The sequence below is a fragment of the Nocardioides flavus (ex Wang et al. 2016) genome (genome assembly GCF_014653115.1).
Lineage (GTDB): Bacteria > Actinomycetota > Actinomycetes > Propionibacteriales > Nocardioidaceae > Nocardioides > Nocardioides flavus.
This window is the reverse complement of record NZ_BNAD01000004.1, coordinates 244995-269708: the sequence shown is the minus strand read 5'-3', so window position 1 is coordinate 269708 and position 24714 is coordinate 244995. Positions and strand designations below refer to the sequence as shown.

General features: G+C 72.6%; 23 protein-coding genes and 1 pseudogene. 15 read left to right on the top strand and 9 right to left on the bottom strand.

Annotation, left to right across the window (positions count from 1 at the left end; translation table 11 throughout):
• Positions 1–22 precede the first annotated feature (22 nt).
• The 6 genes and pseudogenes from pyrH to IE200_RS09940 all read left to right on the top strand — a co-directional run.
• On the top strand, positions 23–736 hold the full coding sequence (gene pyrH / locus IE200_RS09965; protein WP_407940980.1) for a UMP kinase: 714 nt from the start codon (positions 23–25) through the stop codon (positions 734–736).
• Between the two features lie 104 nt (positions 737–840).
• A complete protein-coding gene (frr, locus tag IE200_RS09960) occupies positions 841–1395 on the top strand; it encodes a ribosome recycling factor (RefSeq protein WP_229856379.1) in 555 nt (184 codons plus the stop codon).
• 11 nt (positions 1396–1406) lie between these two features.
• A complete protein-coding gene (locus IE200_RS09955) occupies positions 1407–2306 on the top strand; it encodes a phosphatidate cytidylyltransferase (RefSeq protein WP_191279310.1) in 900 nt (299 codons plus the stop codon).
• Between the two features lie 73 nt (positions 2307–2379).
• Entirely contained in the window at positions 2380–2727 is a 348-nt protein-coding gene (locus IE200_RS09950) for a hypothetical protein (protein ID WP_191279309.1), read from the top strand.
• Positions 2728–2774: 47 nt separating this feature from the next.
• Entirely contained in the window at positions 2775–3911 is a 1137-nt protein-coding gene (gene rlmN, locus IE200_RS09945) for a 23S rRNA (adenine(2503)-C(2))-methyltransferase RlmN (RefSeq protein ID WP_191279308.1), read from the top strand.
• Between the two features lie 96 nt (positions 3912–4007).
• Positions 4008–5117: pseudogene (locus tag IE200_RS09940) on the top strand (glycosyltransferase family 4 protein); the annotation flags it as partial.
• A gap of 50 nt (positions 5118–5167) precedes the next feature.
• On the opposite strand, the gene IE200_RS21105 reads toward IE200_RS09940, so the two are convergent.
• A complete protein-coding gene (locus IE200_RS21105; RefSeq protein WP_308433001.1) occupies positions 5168–6259 on the bottom strand; it encodes an LOG family protein in 1092 nt (363 codons plus the stop codon).
• A gap of 58 nt (positions 6260–6317) precedes the next feature.
• Entirely contained in the window at positions 6318–7226 is a 909-nt protein-coding gene (locus tag IE200_RS09930) for a serine protein kinase RIO (protein WP_191279306.1), read from the bottom strand.
• A gap of 186 nt (positions 7227–7412) precedes the next feature.
• On the opposite strand from IE200_RS09930, the gene IE200_RS09925 reads away from it, so the two are divergent.
• The 8 genes from IE200_RS09925 to IE200_RS09890 all read left to right on the top strand — a co-directional run bounded on the left by IE200_RS09925 (position 7413) and on the right by IE200_RS09890 (position 15211).
• A complete protein-coding gene (locus IE200_RS09925) occupies positions 7413–8852 on the top strand; it encodes a M1 family metallopeptidase (protein ID WP_191279305.1) in 1440 nt (479 codons plus the stop codon).
• 7 nt (positions 8853–8859) lie between these two features.
• Positions 8860–9459 (top strand): AMP-binding protein, encoded by a 600-nt coding sequence (locus IE200_RS09920; RefSeq protein WP_191279304.1) that lies wholly within the window; start codon positions 8860–8862, stop codon positions 9457–9459.
• A gap of 45 nt (positions 9460–9504) precedes the next feature.
• A complete protein-coding gene (dxr, locus tag IE200_RS09915; protein WP_191279303.1) occupies positions 9505–10590 on the top strand; it encodes a 1-deoxy-D-xylulose-5-phosphate reductoisomerase in 1086 nt (361 codons plus the stop codon).
• Positions 10591–10616: 26 nt separating this feature from the next.
• Positions 10617–11963: a M50 family metallopeptidase gene (locus IE200_RS09910; RefSeq protein WP_191279302.1), complete on the top strand. Its 1347-nt coding sequence runs from the start codon at positions 10617–10619 to the stop codon at positions 11961–11963.
• Positions 11964–12011: 48 nt separating this feature from the next.
• Entirely contained in the window at positions 12012–13163 is a 1152-nt protein-coding gene (gene ispG / locus IE200_RS09905; RefSeq protein ID WP_191279301.1) for a flavodoxin-dependent (E)-4-hydroxy-3-methylbut-2-enyl-diphosphate synthase, read from the top strand.
• 52 nt (positions 13164–13215) lie between these two features.
• Positions 13216–14067: a GNAT family N-acetyltransferase gene (locus IE200_RS09900; protein ID WP_191279300.1), complete on the top strand. Its 852-nt coding sequence runs from the start codon at positions 13216–13218 to the stop codon at positions 14065–14067.
• Between the two features lie 92 nt (positions 14068–14159).
• Positions 14160–14753: an RNA polymerase sigma factor gene (locus IE200_RS09895; RefSeq protein WP_191279299.1), complete on the top strand. Its 594-nt coding sequence runs from the start codon at positions 14160–14162 to the stop codon at positions 14751–14753.
• Positions 14750–15211 carry a hypothetical protein gene (locus IE200_RS09890; RefSeq protein ID WP_191279298.1) on the top strand — a complete coding sequence of 154 codons (462 nt, stop codon included), beginning with the start codon at positions 14750–14752 and terminating at the stop codon, positions 15209–15211. The genes IE200_RS09895 and IE200_RS09890 overlap by 4 nt, the downstream gene beginning before the upstream one ends.
• Positions 15212–15213: 2 nt before the next feature.
• Here IE200_RS09890 and IE200_RS09885 read toward each other — a convergent pair whose 3' ends face one another.
• From IE200_RS09885 to IE200_RS09860, 6 genes are all read right to left on the bottom strand, one after another.
• Positions 15214–15708: a hypothetical protein gene (locus IE200_RS09885; protein ID WP_229856359.1), complete on the bottom strand. Its 495-nt coding sequence runs from the start codon at positions 15706–15708 to the stop codon at positions 15214–15216.
• The gene (locus IE200_RS09880; protein WP_191279297.1) at positions 15705–16379 is read right to left on the bottom strand and encodes an ArsR/SmtB family transcription factor; all 675 of its coding nucleotides are present in this window, start codon (positions 16377–16379) and stop codon (positions 15705–15707) included. The genes IE200_RS09885 and IE200_RS09880 overlap by 4 nt, the downstream gene beginning before the upstream one ends.
• A gap of 62 nt (positions 16380–16441) precedes the next feature.
• The gene (locus tag IE200_RS09875; protein ID WP_191279296.1) at positions 16442–17308 is read right to left on the bottom strand and encodes a sulfite exporter TauE/SafE family protein; all 867 of its coding nucleotides are present in this window, start codon (positions 17306–17308) and stop codon (positions 16442–16444) included.
• Entirely contained in the window at positions 17305–17898 is a 594-nt protein-coding gene (locus IE200_RS09870) for a rhodanese-like domain-containing protein (RefSeq protein ID WP_191279295.1), read from the bottom strand. The genes IE200_RS09875 and IE200_RS09870 overlap by 4 nt, the downstream gene beginning before the upstream one ends.
• A 46-nt stretch (positions 17899–17944) precedes the next feature.
• Positions 17945–19309, bottom strand: a complete 1365-nt coding sequence (locus IE200_RS09865; RefSeq protein ID WP_191279294.1) for an MBL fold metallo-hydrolase — start codon at positions 19307–19309, stop codon at positions 17945–17947.
• Between the two features lie 184 nt (positions 19310–19493).
• Complete coding sequence (locus IE200_RS09860) at positions 19494–20777, bottom strand: S8 family peptidase (protein ID WP_191279293.1); 1284 nt, start codon at positions 20775–20777, stop codon at positions 19494–19496.
• A gap of 83 nt (positions 20778–20860) precedes the next feature.
• On the opposite strand from IE200_RS09860, the gene IE200_RS09855 reads away from it, so the two are divergent.
• Entirely contained in the window at positions 20861–23458 is a 2598-nt protein-coding gene (locus IE200_RS09855) for a CHAT domain-containing protein (RefSeq protein WP_191279292.1), read from the top strand.
• 183 nt (positions 23459–23641) lie between these two features.
• Here the strand turns inward: IE200_RS09855 and IE200_RS09850 are convergent, their stop codons facing one another.
• The gene (locus IE200_RS09850) at positions 23642–24634 is read right to left on the bottom strand and encodes a hypothetical protein (RefSeq protein WP_191279291.1); all 993 of its coding nucleotides are present in this window, start codon (positions 24632–24634) and stop codon (positions 23642–23644) included.
• Positions 24635–24714: the final 80 nt, after the last annotated feature.

Sequence of the window (24714 nt, the reverse complement as noted above, 5' to 3'; positions counted from 1 at the left end):
CCAGCGCGCGAAGGGGATCCACGTGGCGTACAAGCGAGTCCTGCTCAAGCTCTCCGGTGAAGTGTTCGGCGGAGGCGAGGTGGGGTTGGACCTCGACGTGATCAACGCGCTCGCCGGGGAGGTGGCCGAGGTCGCCAAGTCGGGCGTGCAGATCGCCATCGTCGTCGGCGGTGGCAACTTCTTCCGCGGCGCCGAGCTGCAGCAGCGCGGCATGGAGCGCGCCCGCGCGGACTACATGGGCATGCTCGGCACCGTGATGAACTGCCTGGCGCTCCAGGACCTCATCGAGAAGCACGGTGTCGAGACGCGCGTTCAGACCGCCATCACGATGGGGCAGGTCGCCGAGCCCTACATCCCGCGCCGCGCGATCCGGCACATGGAGAAGGGCCGCGTCGTGATCTTCGGCGCCGGCGCCGGCATGCCGTTCTTCTCCACCGACACCGTCGCGGCCCAGCGGGCCCTCGAGACCCGCTGCGAGGTCATCCTGATGGGCAAGCAGGGCGTGGACGGCGTCTACGACTCCGACCCCAAGACGAACCCCGACGCGGTCAAGTTCGACCAGCTGACCTACGACGAGTACCTCGCCCGCGACCTCAAGGTCGCCGACGCGACGGGCATCGCGATGGCCCGCGACAACAAGATGGACATGGTCTTCTTCAACCTCTCCACGCCGGGCACCATCGTGCGCGCCGTGCGGGGTGAGAAGATTGGCACGCTGGTCAGCAGCTCGGCCTGATCGGGCCCGGCGACCACCCGGACCACCCGGACCACCCGAACCAGGCCGCACCACGCCCGCACCACGCCCGCACCCGGGACGTACGACGAGAGAGAGCAACCGTGATCAACGACGTCATGAACGATGCCGACGCCAAGATGGGCAAGTCGGTCGAGGCGACCCGCGAGGAGTTCGCCGCCATCCGCGCCGGGCGCGCCAACCCGGCCATGTTCGCCAAGATCACCGCTGACTACTACGGCACGCAGACGCCCCTGCAGCAGCTCGCGAGCTTCACCTCGCAGGACGCGCGCACCATCTTGATCCAGCCCTTCGACATCGGCGCGATGACCGCGATCGAGAAGTCCATCCGCGACTCCGACCTCGGGGTCAACCCGGCCAACGACGGCAAGGTCCTGCGCTGCGTGTTCCCCGAGCTGACCGAGGAGCGCCGCAAGGAGTTCATCAAGCTCGCCAAGGCGAAGGCAGAGGACGGCCGCGTGTCCGTGCGCAACGTGCGCCGCACCGCCAAGCAGGCCCTGGAGAAGCTCGAGAAGGACGGCGAGGTCGGCAAGGACGACGTCACCGGCGCGGAGAAGCGCCTCGACGCCCTCACCAAGACCCACACCGACAAGATCGACGAGCTCCTCAAGCACAAGGAAGCCGAGCTGCTCGAGGTCTGAGCACCCCTTCGATGACCACACCCGAACCGCCGGCGGCGCCGGCTCCCGAGCCCCCGGCGCCGAAGGACCACGGCCGCGCCGGGCGGGACCTGCGCGCAGCCGTCATCTCTGCCGTCGTGCTGGTCGCGGCGATCCTGCTGTCGCTGCTGTTCTGGAAGCCCGCCTTCATGGGCATCGTCGCGATCGCCGTGGTCGTCGCCGTGTGGGAGCTGCACCGGGGGCTGTCGGCCAAGGGCATCGACATCCCCGAGCAGCCCCTGATGCTCGGCGGCGTCGTGATGGTGGTCGTCGCCTACGTGTGGGGTGCGCCGGCGCTGGTCACCGCGACGGCCGTGACGGCGCTCGTGATCATGCTCTGGCTGCTGCGCCGCGGCGTGGACGGCTACGTCAGGAACGCGACCGCCTCCGTCTTCACCCTCGTCTACGTGCCGTTCCTCGCCTCCTTCGTCGCGCTGCTGCTCGGTGAGGGCGGGACGGCGCCGGTCCTGGGCCTCGACGTCGACGACCCCGGCATGCGGGGCGTGGTCACCTTCATCGCCATCACGGTGGCCTCCGACACCGGCGGCTACGTCGCCGGCGTCCTGTTCGGCAAGCATCCGATGGCCCCCGTGATCTCGCCGAAGAAGTCGTGGGAGGGCTTCGCGGGCTCGATGGTCGCCACCACCGCCGTCGGCGTCTGGCTGGTGACCTCGTTCCTGGGCGGCGACTGGTGGGTCGGGGTCCTCCTTGGCGTGATCGCCGCGGTGATGGCGACGCTGGGCGACCTGTGCGAGTCGGTCATCAAGCGCGACCTCGGGATCAAGGACATGAGTCACGTGATCCCCGGTCACGGCGGCCTGATGGACCGTCTGGACTCGCTGCTCGCCACCGTCGCGCCGATCTGGCTGATCCTCTACTACCTCGTCTTCTGACGAGCGGCAGCCGGACTGCCGGTCGCCGCGTGCCACACGTCGCCCTGCGTCGCCGAGCGCCTAGGCTGACCGGGTGGACACGCACCAGGCCCAGCAGGACGAGCTCCCGCAGGAGCGTCACTTCGAGTGGTGGCACCACAGCCACCCGACGTTCGCCGGCATCACCGGCTTCTTCGCCGGGATGCTCTTCGTCACCGCGCTGCCAGGGGCTTTCGCGGGCATCCTGCGGCTGCTGTTCCCCTACGAGACCGCCGAGAGGCTGTTCCCGTTCGTGCTGGTCGCGCTGGTCCTGCCGATCGGCATGCTGGTCGCGCGCAAGACCCGGCGCTTCGCCCAGTTCATGTTCGTCGGGATGGTCGTGACGGCCCTCGTCGTGCTGGGCGTGGCCTCGCTGGTGCTCTACTTCATGGTCGACGCCTGACGCGCTGACTCGCCGCGGTGCCCGCCGGGATGGGAGGATCGGGGGCGATGACCGACCCGACTCAGCAGCCGATCAAGACCCTCCCCCTCGTGATGGACGAGCCGCGTGGCCGCAAGAAGCCGCCGCCGCACCTCGCCGACCTCGACGAGGGCGGACGCAAGGCACGCCTGGAGGAGATGGGCCTGCCCGGCTTCCGGGCCAAGCAGCTCTCCCACCACTACTTCGCCCGCCTCGTCGACGACCCGGCGGAGATGACCGACCTGCCCGCCGGCCAGCGCGACGACCTCGTGTCCGCGCTGCTGCCCGACCTGATGACGCCGCTGCGCACGATGGAGGCCGACAAGGGCACCACCCGCAAGACGCTGTGGAAGCTCTTCGACGGCGCGCTCGTCGAGTCCGTGCTGATGCGCTACCCCGATCGCGCCACCATGTGCGTCTCGAGCCAGGCCGGCTGCGGGATGGCGTGCCCGTTCTGCGCCACCGGCATGGGCGGCCTGCAGCGCAACATGTCGACCGCCGAGATCGTGGAGCAGGTCGTCGCCGGTGCCCGCTCGCTGGCGCGCGGCGAGGTTCCTGGCGGTCCGGGTCGCGTGTCCAACGTCGTGTTCATGGGGATGGGCGAACCCCTCGCCAACTACAAGGCGGTCATCGGAGCCGTACGCCGGCTCACCGATCCGTCCCCGGCCGGCCTCGGGATGAGCGCGCGCGGCGTGACGGTCTCCACCGTCGGCCTGGTGCCGCGGATCAACCAGCTCGCCGACGAGGGCATCCCGGTCACCCTCGCGCTGAGCCTGCACGCGCCCGACGACGAGCTGCGCAACGAGCTGGTGCCCATCAACACCCGCTTCTCGGTCGCCGAGACCGTCGAGGCCGCCTGGAACTACGCCGCGAAGACCAAGCGCCGCGTCTCCATCGAGTACGCCATGATGCGCGGCATCAACGACCAGGCGCACCGCGCCGACCTCCTGGCCGACGTGCTCAACTCCTACGGCGACTGGGGGTGGGTGCACGTCAACCTGATCCCGCTCAACCCGATCGAGGGGTCGAAGTGGACCGCCTCCGACCCGGCCGACGAGCGTGAGTTCGTCCGCCGGCTCGAGGCCAAGGGCATCCCGACGACCGTCCGCGACACCCGCGGCCGGGAGATCGACGGCGCCTGCGGGCAGCTGGCCGCCAAGGAGTAGCGCCCCCGTCCCCGCACCCGCGCCGTCGGGCATCGTTCACGTGTCGGTCGTACGGACCGCGCCGTCCGTTGCGGCACGCTTCCTAGCGTCCCGCACATGGACCTGCTCCAGAGGCGGCGTCACAGCCGCACCGCACCGGCCACCCTCCTCACCCTCCCGGTCGCCCGTGCGGGCGATCCCCGGCTCCGTGTCCTGGTCGTCACCGAGTCCTTCCTGCCCCAGGTCAACGGCGTCACCAACTCGGTCCGACGGGTGCTCGAGCACCTCGCCGCCGAGGGGCACGCGGCCGAGCTGGTCGCACCCACCGGCCCCGGGACGTACGCCGGCTTCCCGGTCACCCGCGCCCGCGGGACGAACCTGCCGTTCTACGCCGACTTCCGCATCGGGTTGGAGACGCGCCGGCGCCTGCGCGCCACGATGGAGCGGTTCCGTCCCGACGTGGTGCACATCGCGTCACCGGCCACCCTCGGCCACCAGGCCGCGCGGGCGGCACGCTCGCTCGGCATCCCCACCGTGGCGGTCTACCAGACCGACCTGGTCGGGTTCGCCGAGCGCTACGCGGTACCCGGCGGCGCTCGCGCGATGGAGGCGCTGACGCGCCGGATCCACCTCGGCGTCGACCGCACCCTCGCCCCGTCGACGGCGAGCATCGACCAGCTCGCCCGGCTCGGGGTCGACGACGTCGCCCGCTGGCCGCGCGGGGTGGACCAGGTCCTCTTCACGCCCGCCAGGCGCGACGAGTCGCTGCACGCCGAGCTCGCACCCCGCGGCGAGGTGCTCGTCGGGTACGTCGGGCGGCTGGCGGCGGAGAAGGAGCTCGAGCTGCTCGCGCACGTCGACCGGGTGCCCGGAGTGCGGCTGGTGCTGGTCGGGGGTGGGCCGGAGGAGGCGCGGCTGCGGGCGCTGCTGCCGCAGGCGGCGTTCCTGGGCGTGCTGCACGGCGACGAGCTCGCCCGGGCGTACGCCACCCTCGACGTCTTCGTGCACACCGGCCGGCACGAGACCTACTGCCAGTCCGCCCAGGAGGCCCTCGCGAGCGGGGTGCCGGTGGTGGCGCCGCGTGCGGGCGGGCCGATCGACGTCGTGGACCACGCCGTCGCCGGCTGGCTGTACGAACCGGGCGACGGCCGTGAGCTGGCCGCGCACGTCGAGCGGCTGGTGGGGCAACCGGTGCTGCGGCGCCGGATGGCGATCGCGGCCCGCCACAGCGTGCGCGACCGGACGTGGAGCGCGGTCAACGAGCTGCTGGTGCGCCACTACCGCGAGGTGGCGGCACCGGCCACCACGTCGACGGCCTCCTCGATGCTGTCGACCAGGTGGACGCAGGCCTCCATCGCCCGGTCACGGGCGAGCGCCCGCAGCAGCGGCCACACCGGCAGCTGCTCGGTCCAGTAGCGGCGCCCGACCAGCACCATCGGCGCCACCGACGACGGGTCGGCGTAGTAGTTCTCGCACGCGTCCTGGAAGACCTCCTGCACCGTCCCTGCAGCGCCGGGCAGGAAGACGATCCCGGCGTTGCACACCTCGAGCAGCACCGCCTCGCGCGGCGCGTTGTGGAAGAACTTGGCGATCGACGTGGCGAACACGTTGGGCGGCTCGTGCCCGTAGTGCCAGGTCGGGATGCCCAGAGACTCCCGGCCGCCGTCCGTCGTGCCGAGCACCTCGAGCGCGACGTGCGCCCACGCGCCCACGTCCGGGGTGAACGACGGCACCTCGGCCAGCCGCGCCAGCGCGGCGTCGAGGTGGTGCGCGGCGGGGACGTACGCCCCGAGGTTGGCCGCCTCCATCGCGCCCGGCCCGCCACCCGTCGCGACCGTCAGGCGACCGGCGAGGGCGTGCCCGAGGCGCGCCGCATCGGCGTACGCCGGGGCCCCGCGCTCGAGCGCGTGGCCGCCCATCACGCCGACCAGGTCGCGTCCCGCCACCCAGGCGGCGAGCGCGGCGTCGACCTGGTGGTCGTGCAGCGCCATCGCCAGCGTGTCGTCGGGACTGCTGCCACGGCGCGACCACGCGTACGCCTGCGCGTCCAGGCTGTCCTCGTAGCGGGGCGCGTCGTAGAGGTCGCCGGGGGAGTAGAGCGTGGCGCGGTAGGGGTCGACCGGGACGCCGGGGATCTCGTGGAGCACCATCGCGCCGGCCCGGCGTACGGCTTCGTCGTCCCCCTCGGCGAACTCGCACCCGAGGAAGAGCGCCTGGCGCAGCGAGCGCTGCAGGAGCGCGGGCCCGCGCGCGGTGAGGTCGAGCCCGACCACCCGCCACCCGGCCAGCGACGTCGCACCGCTGTCGAGGTGCCGGTCGAGCTCGAGCAGGGAGGTGACGTCGACGATGCGGCCGTGGGAGTGCTTCACGCGCCCAACCTAGGCCGCTCGCCCTTGAGTCGCTGGGAGACTCAAGGGCGAGCGTCCGTCAGAACGCGTGCGCCATCAGCTCCCCGAAGAGCTCCTGCTCGTCGACCTGCAGCCCCCGCGAGCGGAACCAGGCGCACATGTTGGCGCAGTCGCGCAGCAGGAAGTCCATGCCGCGCGGGTTGCCGACGAGGTCGACCATCTGCGGCAAGTCGATGATGACGAGCCGCTCTCCCGCGGCCAGCGTGTTGTAGGGCGACAGGTCGCCGTGCACCAGGCCGGCCTGGACGAGGGTCGCGAGCGCGTCGCGGAGCTGCTCGTAGTAGCCCTCGACGACCGAGCGTTCCGGGCGGACCTGGGCCACGCGCGGGGCGGTCTCGACCTCGCCGTCGACGGTCACGGTGATCCACTCCATCAGGATCTCGGTCTCGTCGATCTGGACCGGGTAGGGCACCGGGAGGCCGAGCTCCCAGCAGCGCCGCAGCGCGTTCCACTCCGAGACCGCCCACTCGCCGGCAGCGACCTGGCGACCCCAGGTCGACTTGCGCTTGAGGGCGCGGTTGTCACGCGAGCGCTTCATCGAGCGCCCCTCGGTGTAGGACGCGGCGCGGTGGAACGAGCGGTGGTCGGTGTCGCGGTAGCGCTTGGCGGCCATCACGACCGCGGTCTCCGGCCGGTGCGGGTCCTCGCGCTCGAGCAGGAACACGTCGGCCTCCTTGCCGGTCTTGAGGACGCCGAGCTCGGTGTCGACGGCACCGCTGGAGGTCACGACCCAGTCGGGGCGTGGTTCGGGACCCCGCATCAGGGCCTCGAGGTCCTCCCAGCGGGACCAGCGCTGACCCTCGCCGAGCTCGTCGGCGTAGGTCTCGTAGGTGAAGACGAACGACTCGTCGATGCCCTCCAGGGGCGGACGGTCGTCAGGGGAGAGGAAGTCCTCCGGGAAGGAGGGACCGGTGTGCAGGTGGGACAACGTGGGTGCTCCAGGTGTGCGAGAGGTGGTCGGCGGGCAGGCCGGGGACAGTCATGGACATGTCACGGCTCCTCTCGTGTCGGGGCACCGGCGTACGGGGGCACGCGGCGGGCGGGTGTCGCCGGCGTCATCGTCCACGGGCGCGATGCGCCACCGCAACCGAATTCTGCGCGCTAGGTTCGGACGGTGACCACGCGCGCTCCCTCCCGGCCCCTGTTCTCCCTCGCGCTGCTCGCGACCCTGGCGGTGGGGTCCACCAGCGTGCCGGCCGCCGGCGACGTGCGGGCCGCGGCTCCGGTGGACGGCGCGTCCGGCATCGGCGACCCCTACTGGCCCCTCGACGGCAACGGCGGCATCGACGTGTCGTCCTACGAGGTCTCCAACCGCTACGCGCTCGCCACCAAGCGGCTCAGCGGACGGACCAGGGTCGAGCTCACCGCGACCCAGGACCTGGCCAGCTTCTCCCTCGACTTCCTGCTGAAGGTCTCGGCGGTGACGGTCGACGGTGAGCGCGCCGACTTCGCGAAGACCGACGGCGGCCACGAGCTGCGCATCACCCCGGACGAGCCGCTGGCCGCCGGCAGCGAGCACACCGTCGTGGTGTCGTACGCCGACCGGCCGTCGCGGCGCAGCTATGCGGGCGAGCGCAACTGGCTGGCCAGCCGGCGCGAGGTGATCACGATGAACGAGCCGCACATGGCGCCGTGGTGGTTCCCCGCCAACGACCACCCGCTCGACAAGGCCGTGGTCGACGTGAAGGTCCGCGTCCCCAACGGGCGCGAGGTGATCTCCAACGGCAAGCTGCGCGGGCGCGACGTCGGCCGCCGCTGGACGCGGTGGCACTGGCGCGCCGACGAGCCGATGGTGCCCTACCTCGCGTTCTTCGCGGCCGGGGACTTCACGATCGAGAAGGGGCGGCACCGCGGCCTGCCGTGGCTCGTCGCGGTCTCGGAGAGCCTCAGCGCGCGCGACCAGGCGGCCAGCATGCGCTTGATGAGGAAGACGCCCGCCGTCGTCGCCGGCCTCGAGAAGGACCTCGGCCCCTACCCGTTCTCGGTCGTCGGGGGCATCACCACCGGCCTCAACCCGGGTTTCGCGCTGGAGAACCAGACCCGGCCGACCTATCCCGCCGTCGGTGCCGGCTACACCAGCCTCGTCGTCCACGAGCTCGCCCACCAGTGGTTCGGCGACGACATCGCCGTGCAGCACTGGGCCGACATCTGGCTCAACGAGGGCTTCGCCACCTTCATGGAGTGGCGCTGGACCGAGACCCACGGTGGCCGCTCGGGCGCCGCGATCCTGCGCAGCTACTACGACGGCGTCGGGCCCTCGGCAGACTTCTGGAAGGTCCTGATCGGCGACCCCGGCGCGGAGCGGATCTTCGACGGCGCGGTCTACAGCCGCGGCGCGATGACGCTCCAGGCGCTGCGCAACCGCGTCGGCGACGACGTCTTCTGGCGCATCCTCCGGACGTGGATCCGCGAGCAGAAGGGCGGCAACGGCTCCTCGACGGAGTTCGAGGAGCTCGCCGCGCGGGTGAGCGGCCAGGACCTCCGCTCCTTCTTCACAGCCTGGTTGCGTACGCCGGCCAGACCGGCCCCCACCGCCGACAACGGGCTGGGGTGAGGTCGCGATGAGCATCGACGTGACCTGGTTCCGCGCGCCCTCCTCGAATGACCCCGGCACCCTCAACGCGTGCTACCACGCCCTCGACCTGCACGTGATCCGCGGACGGGCGGACGACACCGCCCTGGTCGTCGACGGCGTGCAGCACAGCTTCGCCCGGCTGTTGACCGAGGTCGCCGCGTGCGCCGGGGTGCTCCGCGCCTTCGGTGTCGGGGTCGGCGACCAGGTCGCCGTCGGCGCGTTGCCCCGTGAGCGCGGCGTCGTCGCCGTCCTCGCTGCCGCCCGCGTGGGCGCCGTCGTGCAGCACGACGACTCCCCGGGCGCGGAGGGCAAGGTCGTCGTCGCCGACGCGCCGAGCGGGGTGGTGCTGCGGGTGGACGGCGAGGACCTCGCGTGGGACGTCGCGATGCGCGCCGGGCGTACGGACCCGGCCGCCTGCGCCGACGTGCCCGGCGACGCCGTGCTGGCCCGGCACGCCGACGACACCCTGACGGTGCTGGCCGCCCTCGGCGCGTCCGACGACCAGAAGCCGATCGCCCCCGCCGGAGCCACGCTCGTCGAGGTCGGCGGCGTGAGCTTCTGGTCGTTCGACGCGCCGAGCGCCTGACCGGGTCCGTCCACGACACCTCCGTCGCCCTGCCAGACTGGCGGCGTGACTGCGCGCGACATCGTGATCCTCGGCTCGACCGGCTCCATCGGCACGCAGGCGCTCGACCTCGTGCGCGCCAACCCCGACCGGTTCCGCGTGGTGGGCCTGACCGCCGGCGGCTCCAACCGGGAGCTGTTCGACGCGCAGGTCGCGGAGTTCGCGCCGGCGTACGCCGGGCTGGGGGAGGAGGCGTCGACCGAGGCCGCCGCGCAGCCGTGCGACGTGGTGCTCAACGGGATCACCGGCGCCGTCGGGCTCCGTCCCACCCTCGCTGCCCTCGACGCCGGCCACACCCTCGCGCTGGCCAACAAGGAGTCGCTGATCATCGGCGGCCCCCTGGTCAAGGAGCGCGCGCGACCCGGCCAGATCGTCCCGGTCGACTCCGAGCACAGCGCGATCGCGCAGAGCCTGCGCGCCGGCTCCGCCGCCGAGGTGCGCCGCCTGGTCCTCACCGCGTCGGGCGGCCCGTTCCGGGGGCGAACGGCCGACGAGCTCGCCGCGGTCACCCCGGCGCAGGCGCTCGCGCACCCCAACTTCGCGATGGGCCGGGTGATCACCACCAACTCCGCCACCCTGGTCAACAAGGGGCTGGAGGTGATCGAGGCCCACCTGCTCTTCGACATCCCCTACGACCGCATCGACGTGGTCGTCCACCCGCAGCAGCTGATCCACTCGATGGTCGAGTTCGTCGACGGCGCGGTCGTGGCCCAGCTGGGCCTGCCGACCATGCTCGTGCCGATCGCGCTCGGCATGGGCTGGCCCGACCGGGTGCCCGACGCCGAGACCCCGATCGACTGGACCAAGGCCGCCGACTGGCGCTTCGAGCCGCTCGACGACGTCGTCTTCCCGGCCGTGACCCTCGCCCGGACGGCAGGGGAGCGCGGCGGGACGGCGCCGGCGGTCTACAACGCGGCCAACGAGGTGGCGGTCGACGCCTTCCACGACGGCAGGCTCCGGTTCCCCGACATCGTGTCCACAGTGGCGCGGGTCCTGGACCTCCACGACGTACCATCGAGGGAGCACCTCACGGTGGACGACGTGCTCGCCGCCGACGCCTGGGCGCGCGCCGAGGCCGCCGCCCTCATCTGACGCCCTGACCTGAGAAGGATCTCCGCATGACCGCCCTGCTCTACACCCTGGGTGTCGTCACCTTCGTCCTGGCGATCCTCGTCTCGATCGGGCTCCACGAGTTCGGGCACCTCATCCCCGCGAAGAAGTTCGGCTGCAAGGTGCCGCAGTGGTTCATCGGGTTCGGCCCGACCGTGTGGAGCCGCCAGATCGGCGACACCGAGTACGGCGTCAAGGCGATCCCGCTCGGCGGCTACGTCAAGATCGTCGGCATGCTCCCGCCCGGCGCGGAGGACCTGGTCGAGGAGACGACGTACGACGAGGACGGCGAGCCGGTGCACCGGGTCCGCCGCTCGAACACGGGCCTGTTCACCCAGCTGATCTCCGACGCGCGGGCAGCGGAGTGGGAGTACGTCAAGCAGCACGACACCGATCGGCTCTTCTACCGCCTGCCGTGGTGGAAGAAGGTCGTGGTCATGGCGGGCGGCCCGACCGTCAACATAGCGATCGCGTTCGGCCTGTTCGCGGTCCTCTTCGCGACGTACGGCAACCCGCGCGACGAGGTCGTCGAGCCCGTCGTGGCGGCCGTGCCAGAGTGCGTGGTGCCGGTCGAGGAGCAGGGCCGCGCCTGCACCGCCGACGACCCCCCGACCCCGGCCGCCGAGGCGGGGATCCGCCCCGGCGACGAGCTGCTCAGCTTCAACGGCACACCGTTCAGCGACTGGGAGAGCTTCCAGGCCCTGATCCGCGGCAACGCCGACGGCGACGCGGTCATCGAGGTCCGGCGCGGTGACGAGGAGCTCACCCTCACCACCAACACCACGGTCACGCTGCGCCAGACGTCGCTCGAGGACGAGACGCTCACCGAGGTCGGCTTCCTCGGCGTCCAGCCCGAGGTCGACTTCGCGACGGGCGGTCTCGTCTACACCACGGCCCAGATGGGGACGATGACGGTCGAGACGGTCGAGGCGCTCGGCCAGCTCCCGGTGAAGGTCTACGAGGTCGGTCGCGCGGTGGTCGGGCTCCAGGAGCGCGACCCCGAGAGCCCCGTCTCCATCGTCGGCGGCGGCCGGTTCGCCGGTGAGGCCGCGTCCAGCGAGGCGTTCCCACTCACCGAGAAGATCGTGACGCTGCTCTTCCTCGTGGCGAGCTTCAACTTCTTCATCGGCATGTTCAACTTCGTGCCGCTGCTGCCGCTCGACGGCGGCCACATCGCCGGCGCCCTCTACGAGGGGCTCAAGCGCGGCATGGCGCGGCTCCTCGGCCGCCCCGACCCGGGGCACGTCGACGTCGCCAAGCTGCTGCCCGTGGCGTACGTGGTCGGGCTCGCGATGCTCGTGATGGGCGTCGTGCTGATCGTCGCCGACATCGTGGTCCCGCTCCGCCTGACCTGACGGCGTACGGACGCGGGGGTCCGACGACCCGGCCCGTACGATGGCGCCATGACTTCCGTCGGCTTGGGCATGCCCGCCCTCCCGCCCCCCGTCCTGGCCCCCCGCCGCAAGACCCGCCAGATCAAGGTGGGGTCGGTGGGCGTCGGCAGCGACTCGCCGATCTCGGTCCAGTCGATGACCACGACGCTGACCTCCGACGTCAACAGCACCCTGCAGCAGATCGCCGAGCTGACCGCGTCGGGCTGCGACATCGTGCGCGTCGCGTGCCCCAGCCAGGACGACGCCGACGCCCTGCCGGCGATCGCGCAGAAGTCGCAGATCCCGGTGATCGCCGACATCCACTTCCAGCCCAAGTACGTCTTCGCGGCGATCGACGCCGGCTGCGCGGCGGTCCGGGTCAACCCCGGCAACATCCGCAAGTTCGACGACCAGGTCAAGGAGATCGCCAAGGCGGCCAAGGACCGCGGCACCTCCATCCGCATCGGCGTCAACGCCGGCTCGCTCGACAAGCGGATCCTCGACAAGTACGGCAAGGCCACGCCCGAGGCGCTCGTCGAGTCCGCGGTGTGGGAGGCGAGCCTCTTCGAGGAGCACGACTTCCACGACTTCAAGATCTCGGTCAAGCACAACGACCCGGTCGTGATGGTCCGCGCCTACGAGCTGCTCGCCGAAGCCGGCGACTGGCCGCTGCACCTCGGGGTCACCGAGGCCGGTCCGGCCTTCCAGGGCACCATCAAGTCGGCGGTCGCGTTCGGCCACCTGCTCAGCAAGGGCATCGGCGACACCATCCGCGTCTCGCTCTCCGCGCCCCCGGTGGAGGAGGTCAAGGTCGGCATCCAGATCCTGGAGTCGCTCAACCTCAAGCCGCGCCGGCTCGAGATCGTCTCCTGCCCCTCGTGCGGCCGCGCCCAGGTCGACGTCTACAAGCTCGCCGAGGAGGTCACCGCCGGGCTCGACGGGCTCGAGGTCCCGCTGCGCGTGGCCGTGATGGGATGCGTGGTCAACGGGCCCGGCGAGGCCCGCGAGGCCGACCTCGGCGTCGCCTCCGGCAACGGCAAGGGACAGATCTTCGTCAAGGGCGAGGTCATCAAGACCGTGCCCGAGTCGCAGATCGTGGAGACGCTCATCGAGGAGGCCATGCGCATCGCCGAGGGGATGGAGACGGTCGAGGGCGCGGAGGCCTCCGTCAGCGTCTCGTGAGACGTGCCCGCAGCGCAGGCCCGCGCGTGCCGGTTCCCACTAGGCTCCGAGGGTGCTGAGGACCCGCGAGCAGGTGCGCGTGCTGGGCCCGGGCGACCGGGACGCCTTCATCGCGCTCGCGGAGCAGGACCCGGTGGTCAACGTGTTCGTCGACTACCGCGCCCGGATCACCAACCTCGACGAGCGCTGGCTCGGTGGTCAGGTGTGGGGCCGGTTCGACGGCGGCGAGCTGGTCTCCGGTTGCCACCTCGGCGCCAACCTCGTCCCGGTGCAGTGCACGCCCGACGACGTGGGCGCCTTCGCCGACGTCGCCCTGCGCCGGCGCAACAGTGTCGGGACGATCGTCGGGCCCAGCGACGTCGTCGCCGCGCTCTGGAAGGTCATCCAGCCCCGGTGGGCCCGCCCGCGCGAGGTCCGGTCCACCCAGCCACACCTGGAGATCTCGCGCCCGCCCGCCGTGGCAGCCGCTCCCGACGTACGCCTCACGACCCCGCAGGACCTCGAGGTCCTCTACCCGGCCTGCGTGGCGATGTACACCGAGGAGGTCGGCGTCTCGCCGGAGGGCGACGCGGGCGGGGGAGACCTCTACCGCGCCCGGGTCCAGCAGCTGATCGGCCGCGGGTGGTCGATGGCGAGCTTCGACGACGAGGGTGTCGTCTTCAAGGCCGAGGTCGCCTGCGTCACCCCGTACGCCGCGCAGGTGCAGGGCGTGTGGGTCCGCCCCGACCGCCGCGGCGAGGGCCTGTCCACCAGCGGCATGGCCGCGGTCGTCTCCCACGTCCTCGACTCCGGCATGGCGCCGGTGGTCTCGCTCTACGTCAACGACTGGAACACGCCCGCGCGCGCGGCGTACGCCCGGGTCGGCTTCGAGCAGACCGCGACCTTCGCGACGCTGATGTTCTAGCCCGGGGCCGCACAGCAAAATATTCTCTTCGTCCCGTCCGTATCACGCAGGGGTGTACGCACACCTGTGCAGACATGGGGACAATGGTCGCCATGTCAGAGGACCGCAGGGCTGAGGGGCAGTCCGGGCTGTCACCGTGGGACATGGCCAGTGGGGCGTTCATCGCGTGGCGTCAGGGGGACGCCGGTGCCGTGGACGAGCTGGTTGCTGCGATGACACCGGTCCTGTGGCACGTGGTGAGGGCGTACGGGCTCGACCGTGAGGCCGCCGAGGACGTGGTCCAGGCGACCTGGCTGGGCTTCGTACGACTGCACGAGACCATCGCGGACCCGCAGGCGGTCGCGTCCTGGCTGATCACCTCGGCCAGGCGCGGCGCAGCCGCCCACGCCCGGACCGCGCGTCGTGCGACCCCGGTGCAGGACGAGACGCTGCACGCCGCGCTCCCCGACACGGAGTCGGCCGAGGCGCTCGCGGTGCTCGACGACGAGGCGGCACGGCTGTGGGGCGCCGTGGCGTCGGTCGACGAGCGGTGCCGCAAGCTGCTGCGGGTCGTGGCCTTCATGGACCGCCCCGACTACCAGTCGCTCAGCCAGGAGCTCGACATGCCCGTCGGGAGCATCGGCCCCACGCGGGCGAGGTGCCTGGCCAAGGTCCGGACCGCGCTGACGAGAGGAGGCGAGCGATGACTGCTGCGGACGACGCCGCGCTCCTCGTGGAGCTGCGTGACATGTGGACGACCCACGACCCGCCGCCGCCGGACCTGGTCCCGACCATGATCGCCGTCGTGGCGGCCGCCGACCTCGACGCCGAGTGGGAGATGCTCGTCCTGGTGCGCGACTCCGCCGACGAGCCTGCCGCCCGGGTGCGGGGACTGGGCACGTCCCGGATCCTCTACTTCACCGCCGCGGAGGGCTGGTCGCTCGACGCCGAGCTCGACGAGGGGCAGGTGCGCGGTCAGCTGCTCGACTTCGACGGGGACCTCGCGACCGTCGAGGTCGAGGTCGAGACCACTGACGGACAGAGCTGGACCACGGGGCTCGACGAGGTGGGCTTCTTCGCCCTCGCTGCCGAGCCGACCGGGTCGATCCGCTTCACTGTCCGCCACCGGCGCAAGGCGATCAGCAGCCGCTGGGTCGAGCTCTGACGTCAGCCGACGGACGGCTGCTCGACCGATTCGCCCGCGGGCACGGGGAGGGCGCAGGACAGCTCGCCGTCCAGTCGGCTGCGGAGCGCCCAGAGCAGGAGCAGCACGGCGGCGCCCTGGAGCACCGGCTGGAACGGCTCGAACCACGTCATGGCACCGGCGCTGCCCAGCGCGAGCAGGACGAGCTTGTTGCACACGGGGCAGCCGACGGCGAAGTAGGTGAGCAGGCCCCCGGCCCAGCCTCCGCGGCGGCTCGCGGGCAGGTCAGGCTGGCTGGGGGCGCGCACGTAGGTCGCCACGAGCAGCCCGCCGACCAGCGAGGACACCAGCAGCGAGGGCCAGGCCCACCACGTCGGCGACACCTCGCGTCCGAAGACCGGCGTGTCGATCAGGTCCGTCGGGACGGCGACGACCAGCACGAAGGCCGCCGCGGCGGCGAGGGCCACCAGCCACCGTCGCGCGGGCCAGGTGAGCAGGACCGCCCAGGGACCGCTCATGCCGCGCCGGCCTCGACGGGGAGCCCGGAGGTGCGCCACTCGAGCATCCCGTCCTCGAGGCGTCGGGCCTCGACACCGGCGCCGCCGAGGATCCGTACGGCGTCGTGCGCCATCACGCAGAAGCTGCCGCGGCAGTAGGCCACCACCGACGGCGCCTCGCGCAGCGACTCGACCTCGGCCTCCAGCGTGCCGAGCGGGGTGTTGCGCGAGCCCGGGATGTGTCCGGCGAGGTACTCCTCCGGCGGACGCACGTCGAGCAGCGTCACGTCGCCGGCCTCGAGCATGTGCGTGAGCTCGTCTCGGCTCACCAGGCCCACCTCGTCGGAGCCGGGGAGGTTGAGGTAGGCCTCGAGCGCCTGGCTGACATCGGCGGAGCGGGTGCGGGCGACGTCGCGCATCGCGGCGTACAGATCGGCCACGTCGTCGCCCGCGAGCCGGTAGAAGACCTTGGTGCCGTCGCGCCGGGTCCGGACCAGGTTGGCGAGCTTGAGCACCTGCAGGTGCGCCGAGACGGTGCTCACCCCCATGCCCGCGGCACGGGCGAGCGCGTCGACCGTGCGCTCGCCCTGCGCGAGGAGCTCGACCAGCTCGAGCCGCTTCGGGCTGCCGAAGGCCTTGCCGACCACGGCGAGCTCGTCGAACAGTCGGTGTCGCCTGGCGTCCGTCTCCACTGGCCCTCCAAAGATCTCTGGACGACTGTACGACACGGTGCCGGCCCTCCTGCTAGGTCGCCTCAGCCGGCGACCGCGCGCCGGAGCGGGCAGGCCCGCACGAAGTTCCAGCACAGCCCCGCCGCGAGCCCGACGGTGACGACGCTCGCGAGCGCGATAGGTGCGGCCCAGGCCGGTCCCTGCTGCACCAGGACGAAGACGCCCATGACCAGCACGAACCAGCCGAACGCCTTGCGCAGCTGGGCCTCGGGCACCTTGCCGGCGAGCCGGCCGCCGATGACGCTGCCGACCACTGCGGCGGCGGTGACGCCGAGGACGAGCCCCCACGGCATCTCGACCGAGCTGAGGTAACCGGCGAGCCCGGCGAACGACTTCATCGCGATGACCAGCAGCGAGGTGCCGACAGCGACGGACATGGGGAGCCCGCCGAGAAGGACGAGCGCGGGCACGACGAGGAATCCGCCGCCGGCCCCGACGAGGCCGGTGGCGACGCCGACGACGAGGCCGTCGACCACGATGCGTCGCACCGGCAGGTCGCCGGTCGACGCGGCGTGCGCGGGTGCCGTACGGCGTCCGCGCAGCATGGCCAGCGAGGTGGCCACCATCATCACGGCGAAGGCGACGAGCAGGACGTTGCCGGGCAGGTGCCCGCCCACGAGGCCGGCGGAGAAGGCGCCGACCATGCCGGCCGCACCGAAGACCAGCCCGGTGCGCCACTTCACCCGCCCGTGGCGGGCATGGCTGAGCATGCCCGCCAGCGAGGTGACCCCGACGACGAACAGCGACGCGGCGATCGCGACCTTGGCGTCGAGCCCGGCGACGTACACCAGGAGCGGGACGGTCAGGATCGACCCGCCGCCGCCGAGCATCCCCAGGGAGATGCCGACGACGACGGACAGTGCGAGGACGACCGCCAGGGTGAGGGTCATGCCGCGTCGTCCCCGGTGAGGGCGGCGACGATCTCGTCGACGTCGCAGGAGTCCTTGGTGCGGTTCCAGGGCATCTTCGACAGCGCCATGCCCATCGCGCAGGTGTTGGTCAGCGCGGCGCCGGTCAGGCCGGTGCCGATGGCGGCGGCGACCCACTTCATCCTGGGCGCGGCGGTGCTGGCGAGGACGCTGCCGGCGACGATGGACCCGGCGACGAGGCGGACCTGCCGCTCGAGCTCCCAGGTCTGGCGGCCTCGGTTGACCGGCGCGCCGGTCTGCTCCCAGCGGACCATGCCGCCGTCGAGGACGCGGAGCCCGGGGAGGCCGGCCTCGCGCAGGGCCTGCTCGGCCTGCGTCGCGCGGGCCCCGGAGCGGCACACCAGCACGACGTCCTCGTCGAGGTGGCGGCGCAGCTCGTCGCGGTGCTCGCGCAGGGTGTCGAGGGGCACGTTGTAGGCACCCGGGATGTGGGCGGTCTCGAACTCGGCCGGCGTGCGCACGTCGAGGACGCGCGGTGCGTCGGCGCCGGCCAGGCGCTCCCGGAGGGTCTGTGCGTCGAGCGTACGGACGTCGGTGGCGGTGCTGGTCATGTGAAAGGTGTCTCCTCGGGGGTTTCGGTACGTGTGGGGAAAAGGGTCAGACGAGCTCGAGCCCGGCCGCGCCGGCGCTCTCGTCGTACGAGTCGTCGATCGCGACGACGTCGTGCCCGCGGGCGGCGAGGATGGAGGCCACGACGCTGGCGCGGTAGCCGCCGGCGCAGTGGACCCACAGCTGCTGGTGCGGGATCGACTCGAGGTGGGCGAGGACGGCGTGGACGGGGACGTTCACGGCGCCGGCGATGTGGCCGGAGTCGAACTCCGCGGGTCGGCGCACGTCGAGGACCACCCGCTCGGCGTCGGGGTTCTCGCGCAGCTCCTGGGCCAGGCCGGCGAAGTCGGTGACCGGGAAGCTCCCCAGCGGGGCGCCGTCGGCCCACTCCTCGGGCTTGCCGGTGGCCATCGCGGCCGGGTCCATGCCGATCCGGACCATGTCGCGCTGCGCCTGGGCCACCTGCTCCGGCGTCTCGCCGAGCAGGGTGACGGTCGCGTCGTAGGGCAGGATCCAGCCGAGGTAGGTGATGAACTGTCCGTCGATGCCGAAGTTCACGCTGCCGGCGAGGTGGCCTGCCGCGAACGCCGAGCGGGTCCGCAGGTCGACGACCCACTCGCCAGCGTCGATGCGACGGCGCAGCTCGGCGGGGTCGGCGAGCTCGGGGTCGGACAGGTCGGGTGCACCGGGGCCGGCGGAGTTCGCGGGGCCCATCTGCGCGTAGTAGGCGGGGAACTCCTCGAGGCCGGCGAGCAGCTCGGCGACATAGGCCTCCTCGTCCTGCGTGAGGGCCGGGTTGGACCGCTTCTCGTCGCCGATGGTGCTCGCGGACGCCTCGGACTGGGTGGCGGAGCAGAAGCTGCCGAAGCCGTGCGTCGGGAAGACCTCGGTGGTGTCGGGCAGCTCCTGGGCGAGGCGCTGGGCGGAGTGCCACTGCGCGTGGACCAGCGCGTCGGTGTGGTCCGGACCGAGCAGGTCGGGACGACCGGTCGAGCCGAAGAGCAGCGACCCGCCGGTGAACACGGCCACCGGCTCGCCGTCCGCGGAGAGCGCGAAGGACAGGTGCGTGTGGGTGTGACCGGGCGTGTGGACCACGCGCACGCGCATGTGGTCGCCGACGGGGACGACGTCGCCGTCGCGGACGGGGGTGCGCTCGAAGGCGACCGGGTCGTCGGCGTTGACGAGGTACTGCGCGCCGACCGCCTCGGCCAGGGCCAGCCCGCCGGTGACGTAGTCGTTGTGGATGTGGGTCTCGAAGACGTGGGTGATCCTCACGCCCGCCTCGTCGGCGGCGGCCAGCACGCGGTCGAAGTCGCGCTGCGGGTCCACGACGAGCGCCACGGCGCCGTCGTGGGCCAGGTAGGTGCGGTCGCCGAGACCGGGGGTGTCGATCGGGATGACGGTGGGGGTCATGTCTGCTCCTTCGCTCGGGATACCCCGGGGGGTATGCCTCAGCAACGTAGCAGGGAGCCAGCCTTATTCCAAAAATCCTTGGAGGAGTGGCAGAGTGTCCGGGCGCGCCGATGTGCGCGACCGGTGGATCACCGGCCGCGCAGTCAGGTCGCGCTCGCCCGCTCGGAGGATGGGCGGGGCGCGCCTACGGGCGGGGGTAGGGCTGGCGCAGCTCCATCAGCGGCCCGATCGTCGGGTCGGAGTCGTAGGCGGCGCGGGCCAGGACCACGTCCCGCGCGTCGGCGGCCGAGCAGCCGGTCTCGCTGATCTCGCGGGCGATGAGGCCTGCCACGACCGGGGCGGCGAACGACGTGCCGCTCCACCGGGCCAGGCCGGTGCCGAACACCCGGACGTCGCCCTTGTCCGGGGTCTCGTTGCACTCGAAGGTGCCGTCCGGGAAGGCGTTGACCAGGTTGCGCCCGAGCGCGTAGACGTCGGCGGAGACGCCGAAGTTGGAGAACGCCGAGACCCGCCCGTCGCGGTCGAGCGAGCCGACCCCGACGCACCAGTCGAAGGCGGCCGGCCAGAAGGGGGCCGCCCACGAGTCGTTGCCGGCGGCCGCCACCAGCACGCAGTCCCGCTTGCTGAGCCTGGTGCGGTGGAACGTCTCGAGCGCGATCGACGGGAGGTCGAGCCGGGTGCGGCAGCCGGCTGAGAGGTTGATGACCTGCGGGTCGTGGGCGAGGGCCTCCTCGAGCTGCACCACGAGGTCGGACTCGAGGATGCCGCCGCCACCGACGCCGCCGATCGCGAAACCCTCGACGAAGACCTTGGTCAGCGGGGCCACGCACCGCACCACGCCGGCGATGAACGTGCCGTGGCCGGCGTACGGCCGCAGGTCCGGGCCGTTGAGCTCGTCGTCGCCGTCGACGCCCTTGAGCCACGGCGTACGCGGGTCGGTCGCAGCGGGCGGGTGCCAGCCGGTGTCGACGACCACGACGCTCACCTCGTGTCCCTTCTCCTGCGGGGCGACGGGTGGCCACGGCTCGGTCAGGCCGGTCTCCTGGGGCTCGATGGCGGGGCACAGCGACCCGCCCCCGCCGCCCGGTGACACGTGCACCCAGTGGTCGGGCGACGCGGCGCCGCGACGCAGCCCGCTCGCCTCGAGCAGGTCGAGCACGTCGGGCACCGACTGGGCCTCTTGCCGCTCCGGCAGCACATAGCGCACGAGCTCGCCGTCCAGCAAGGACACGTCGTCGCGGCGAACGTCGCCCACCAGGACCCGCTCGCTCAGCTGGGCCACGAGCCCTTCGAACGCCTCGGCGTCCGCGGCGCGCACCAGCACCCGGTCGGGATGGAAGACGTAGGTGAAGTCGGCGGGGGCCTCGGTGTCCCAGGCCACCTGGCCGTCGTTGGCGGCGCGGAAGCTCCGCAGCTGGTCCGTCGCACGCCGTCGCTCGTCGCTGCCGATCTTCCAGTCGCCTGCCATGCTCAGACGCTAGTCCCGCGTCGGCGACGCATGGGCGGTTTTCCCGAGAACTTGACGATCGGATCGGCGAGGATGGCTGCACCATGGTGACCAGGGCCGAGGCTGAGGAGCTGCTCCGCACGTTCTTCTTCGACCCTCGTGCCGCACGGGAGCGCGCGTCCGACGCGCTCGTCGGGGACCCCGACCCGGCGGTGTCCTCCATCGGGCACCAGGTGGTCGGCATCGTGCTGCGCGACCTCGGCCGCACCGACGAGGCACTCGCGGAGCTGCGCACGGCGATGCGTCTCGCGCGTCGTTCGGGGGACGGCGAGCGCGAGGCGGACGTCAGGGCCACGCTCGGTGCCTCCCTCGCCACCTCGGGGCGGGTCCGCGAGGGGTTGGTGCAGCTCGACCGCGCGGCGTCGGCGCTGTCAGGGGTGTCCCTCGGGCGGGTCCTGGTCCGTCGGGCCTGGGTGCTGAGCTTCCTGCTCGAACGCTTCGACGCCGGTGCCGACGACCTGCGCCGGGCGCGGGAGATCTTCGCCCGGGACGACGACCTGGTCTGGGAGGCGCGCGCGCTGCACCTCGAAGGGGTCACGCGGATCGGCATGGGTGACCTCCGCGGTGCGCGAGACGTCTTCGAGCGCTCTCGCGCGATCTCGACCGGCCTCGGCAACGCAGGAGCCGTGGCCGACTCCACGCACGTGCTGGGCTGGGTCGACTTCCTCGAGGGCGACCTGCCCGCCGCACTGGAGCGGTACGCCGACGCCAGCGCCCGCTACGACGCGCTCGGCGTCACCATCGTGGACCTCGTCTACGACCAGTGCACCGCCTTCCTGTCCGGAGGACTCACCGGCGACGCGCTCGAGGTGGTCCGACAGGCGCTCGCAGCGCGCCCGCTCCAGGCCCGCGAGCAGGCCGACCTGCTCCTGGCCGAGGCCGAGGCAGCGCTGGCCGCGGGTGACCTGCCGCGTGCCACCTCCGCGGCGGACCGGGCAGGCCGGATGTTCCGGCGGCAGGACCGGACGTCGCACGCACTGCGGGCCGACCTCCTGGCGATCGCGGCGCGCGCCGATGCCGGACGGCCGGCGAGCGCCTTGCTGCGACGGGTGGAAGCCCTGGTCGACGCCGCTCGCGCAACGGGTGCCCCCGAGCTGCCGCCGGCACTCCTGCTCGGAGCGCGCATCGCCGGCCAGGTCCGTTCGGCGCGCGCAGCCGGGCTGGCGCACACCTGGCTCGAGGAGGCCGCGGCGTTCCGCGCGGCGGGTCGCGGCACCGGCAGCACCCGGGCCCTGGGTTGGCTCGCCCTGGCTCGGCTCCGCGCAGCCGCCGACGACCCGGCGGGAGTGCTCCGAGCGTGCGACCGCGGGTTGAGCGCGCTCGACGAGCACCGGGCGACCTTGGGAAGCACGGAGCTGCGGGCACGCACCTCCGGCCACGGCACGGAGCTGGCGGAGCTGGGCACGCGCACGGCGTTGGCCTCCGGGGACGCCCGGCGGCTGCTGCGCTGGTCGGAACGGTGGCGGGCGACGAGCCTCGCCGTTCCCCCTTCGGTTCGCGACCACGACCCCGAGACGTCCACGGAGCTGGCGGCGCTGCGGGCCCACCACCGGCGCATCGACGACGCGCGAGCTGCCGGGGAACCGACCGACGTCCTGCAGGCGCGGACCGCACGACTGGAGCAGTCCGTGCGCCGTCGCCTGTTCCACGAACGCGGGACCGGCACGACCGTGGGCTCCCTCGACGTCGCCGTCCTCCTCGACGCCCTCCGCGAGGACGACACCGTCCTGGTCGAGCTGACCGAGCTCGACGGAGTCCTGCACGCGCTGACGGCGGGGCGTGGACGCGTACGGCACCGCGTCGTCGGTCAGGCCGCGTCCGCCGCGAAGGCCGTCGACTTCGCCCTGTTCACGCTCCGCCAGGCTGCACGCGGGCGCCGGGCGCAGCTGGACGTCGCCGGCGCCCGGCTCGAGCGCGCGCTCCTCGCCAGCGCGCTCGACGGGGTGGGGGAGTCGCGCGTCGTCGTGTCGGCCACCGCCGCTCTGCAGGGCGTCCCGTGGGGGCTCCTGCCGTCGCTCGCGCACGGTCCGGTCACCAGCACCCCGTCGGCCCGGTTGTGGCTCCGTGCTCGCGTGGCAGCTCCTGCCGACGGCGACCGTCGGGTGATGCTCGTCGGGCCGGGCCTCGGGAGCGGCGGGGCCGAGGTGCCGGTGGTCGCTGCGGACGACCCCGGCGCCGAGGTGCTCTCCGGTGACGCCGCGACCGTGTCGGCCGCCCTCGCCGCGCTCGACGGCGCCGCGCTTGCCCACGTCGCGGCCCATGGCCACTTCCGCGAGGACAGCCCGCTCTTCTCCTCGCTCACGCTCGCCGACGGTCCGCTGCTGGTGCACGACCTCCAGCGCCTCGAGCGCGCGCCCCACCGGGTCGTGCTGTCGGCCTGCGAGTCCGGCGTCATGCAGCCCGTCGGCGACCAGGAGCTCCTCGGCCTGGCCGCCGCACTCCTGTCGATGGGCACCGCCGGGGTCGTCTCCAGCCTGGCCGAGGTCGACGACGCCGCGACCGTCGACGTGATGGTCGCGCTGCACGCGAGGCTGCGGCAGGGCGGCGGGCTGGGCGAGGCGATGCTCGCCGCGCGCGAGGCCGCGGCCGGCGATCCCGTGCTGGCCGCGACCGCCGCCTCGTTCACCGTCCTGGGGACCTGAGCCCCGCCGCACCCTCCTTGGTGGTGGCGGCACATTGCGTGCGTACGTGCTGCTCGGCTGCGATCTGCCGCCACCTTCGCGCGCCCCCGGTCGATGGTGGCGGCACATCGCACGTGTACGCCCGGGTCCCCTGCGATCTGCCGCCACCTTCGCGTGGGGGCGGGCGGCGGCGGGACCTGAGGGTCAGGGCACCTGGACCTTCACCGGGTCGGTGGCGTTCTCGCACGCGTCCAGCGTGCAGCGCACGGTCGCGGCCTTGTGCTTGCCGTTGACGTCGAGGAGCACCGTGCCCGGCGACTCCCATCCCCAGCCGCCGAACCAGTTCGTCCGGTAGGTCGCGAGCCGGGTGCCGTCGACCCCGCGCAGCCGGACCTCGTTCGGGCCGAGTCCGTCGGTGAGGATGTGGAAGGTGAGCATCTCGGTACCGTCGGGGGAGATGGCTGCGACCCGGTCGCGGCACGACTTCCAGACCTTCACCCGGGGCTTGCTGAGCCGGACGAGCTTCGTGCACCCGCCGAGGTAGGGGTCCTTGGTGTAGACGCTGAGCAGGTCGTGCTCCATGCTGGCCAGGCCGGTCACCGCAGTCGTCAGCGGGCGACGCACCTCATCCCTGGCCCAGTTCCAGAAGAACGTGCGGGTCGTGGTGCGCAGCAGGACCTTCGAGCCGCTGGCCGTCACGATCTCGGGGTAGCCGCGGAAGGTCCGCTCGGCTGCGTCGGTGCCGAGGAGCGCGCCCCACACCTTCACGGTCGCAGCGCCCCGCCGCGGCCGGACGACGGCGAACAGCGCCGACCCGTCCTCGCTCAGCACCAGGCCCGCGGGGTCGACGTCGCGCAGCACGTCGGTGACCGAGCCGTCCGGCGCGACCCGTACGACGCGCCGGTTGCGCTTGCGGTCCACGTTGTTCGTCCCGACCAGCCACGAGTCGCCGGAGCGGCCGAGGACGCGGGCGATCCGGCCGGGCAGCTCGACGCGTCGAGCGCCGTCGACGAAGACGTCCCCCCGCTGCCCGTCCTCGATGTGCGGCACGGCTATGTCGGCCCCGCGCGTCAGCTGCTGCGGCTGGAGGTCGACGGTCGGTGCGGCCGCCCGGGCAGGCGTGAGGAGCGCGGCGGAGAGCGCGGTGGCGGTGGCGAGCGATGCCAGCACGGTGGCCGTACGGCGCGAGCGGAGCATGGTGGTCCCCCTGGATCGGTGCGGTGTCATCGAGGAGACGTCCCGCGACGGTGCGGGGTTGCCGCGTCCGAGGGCGAATC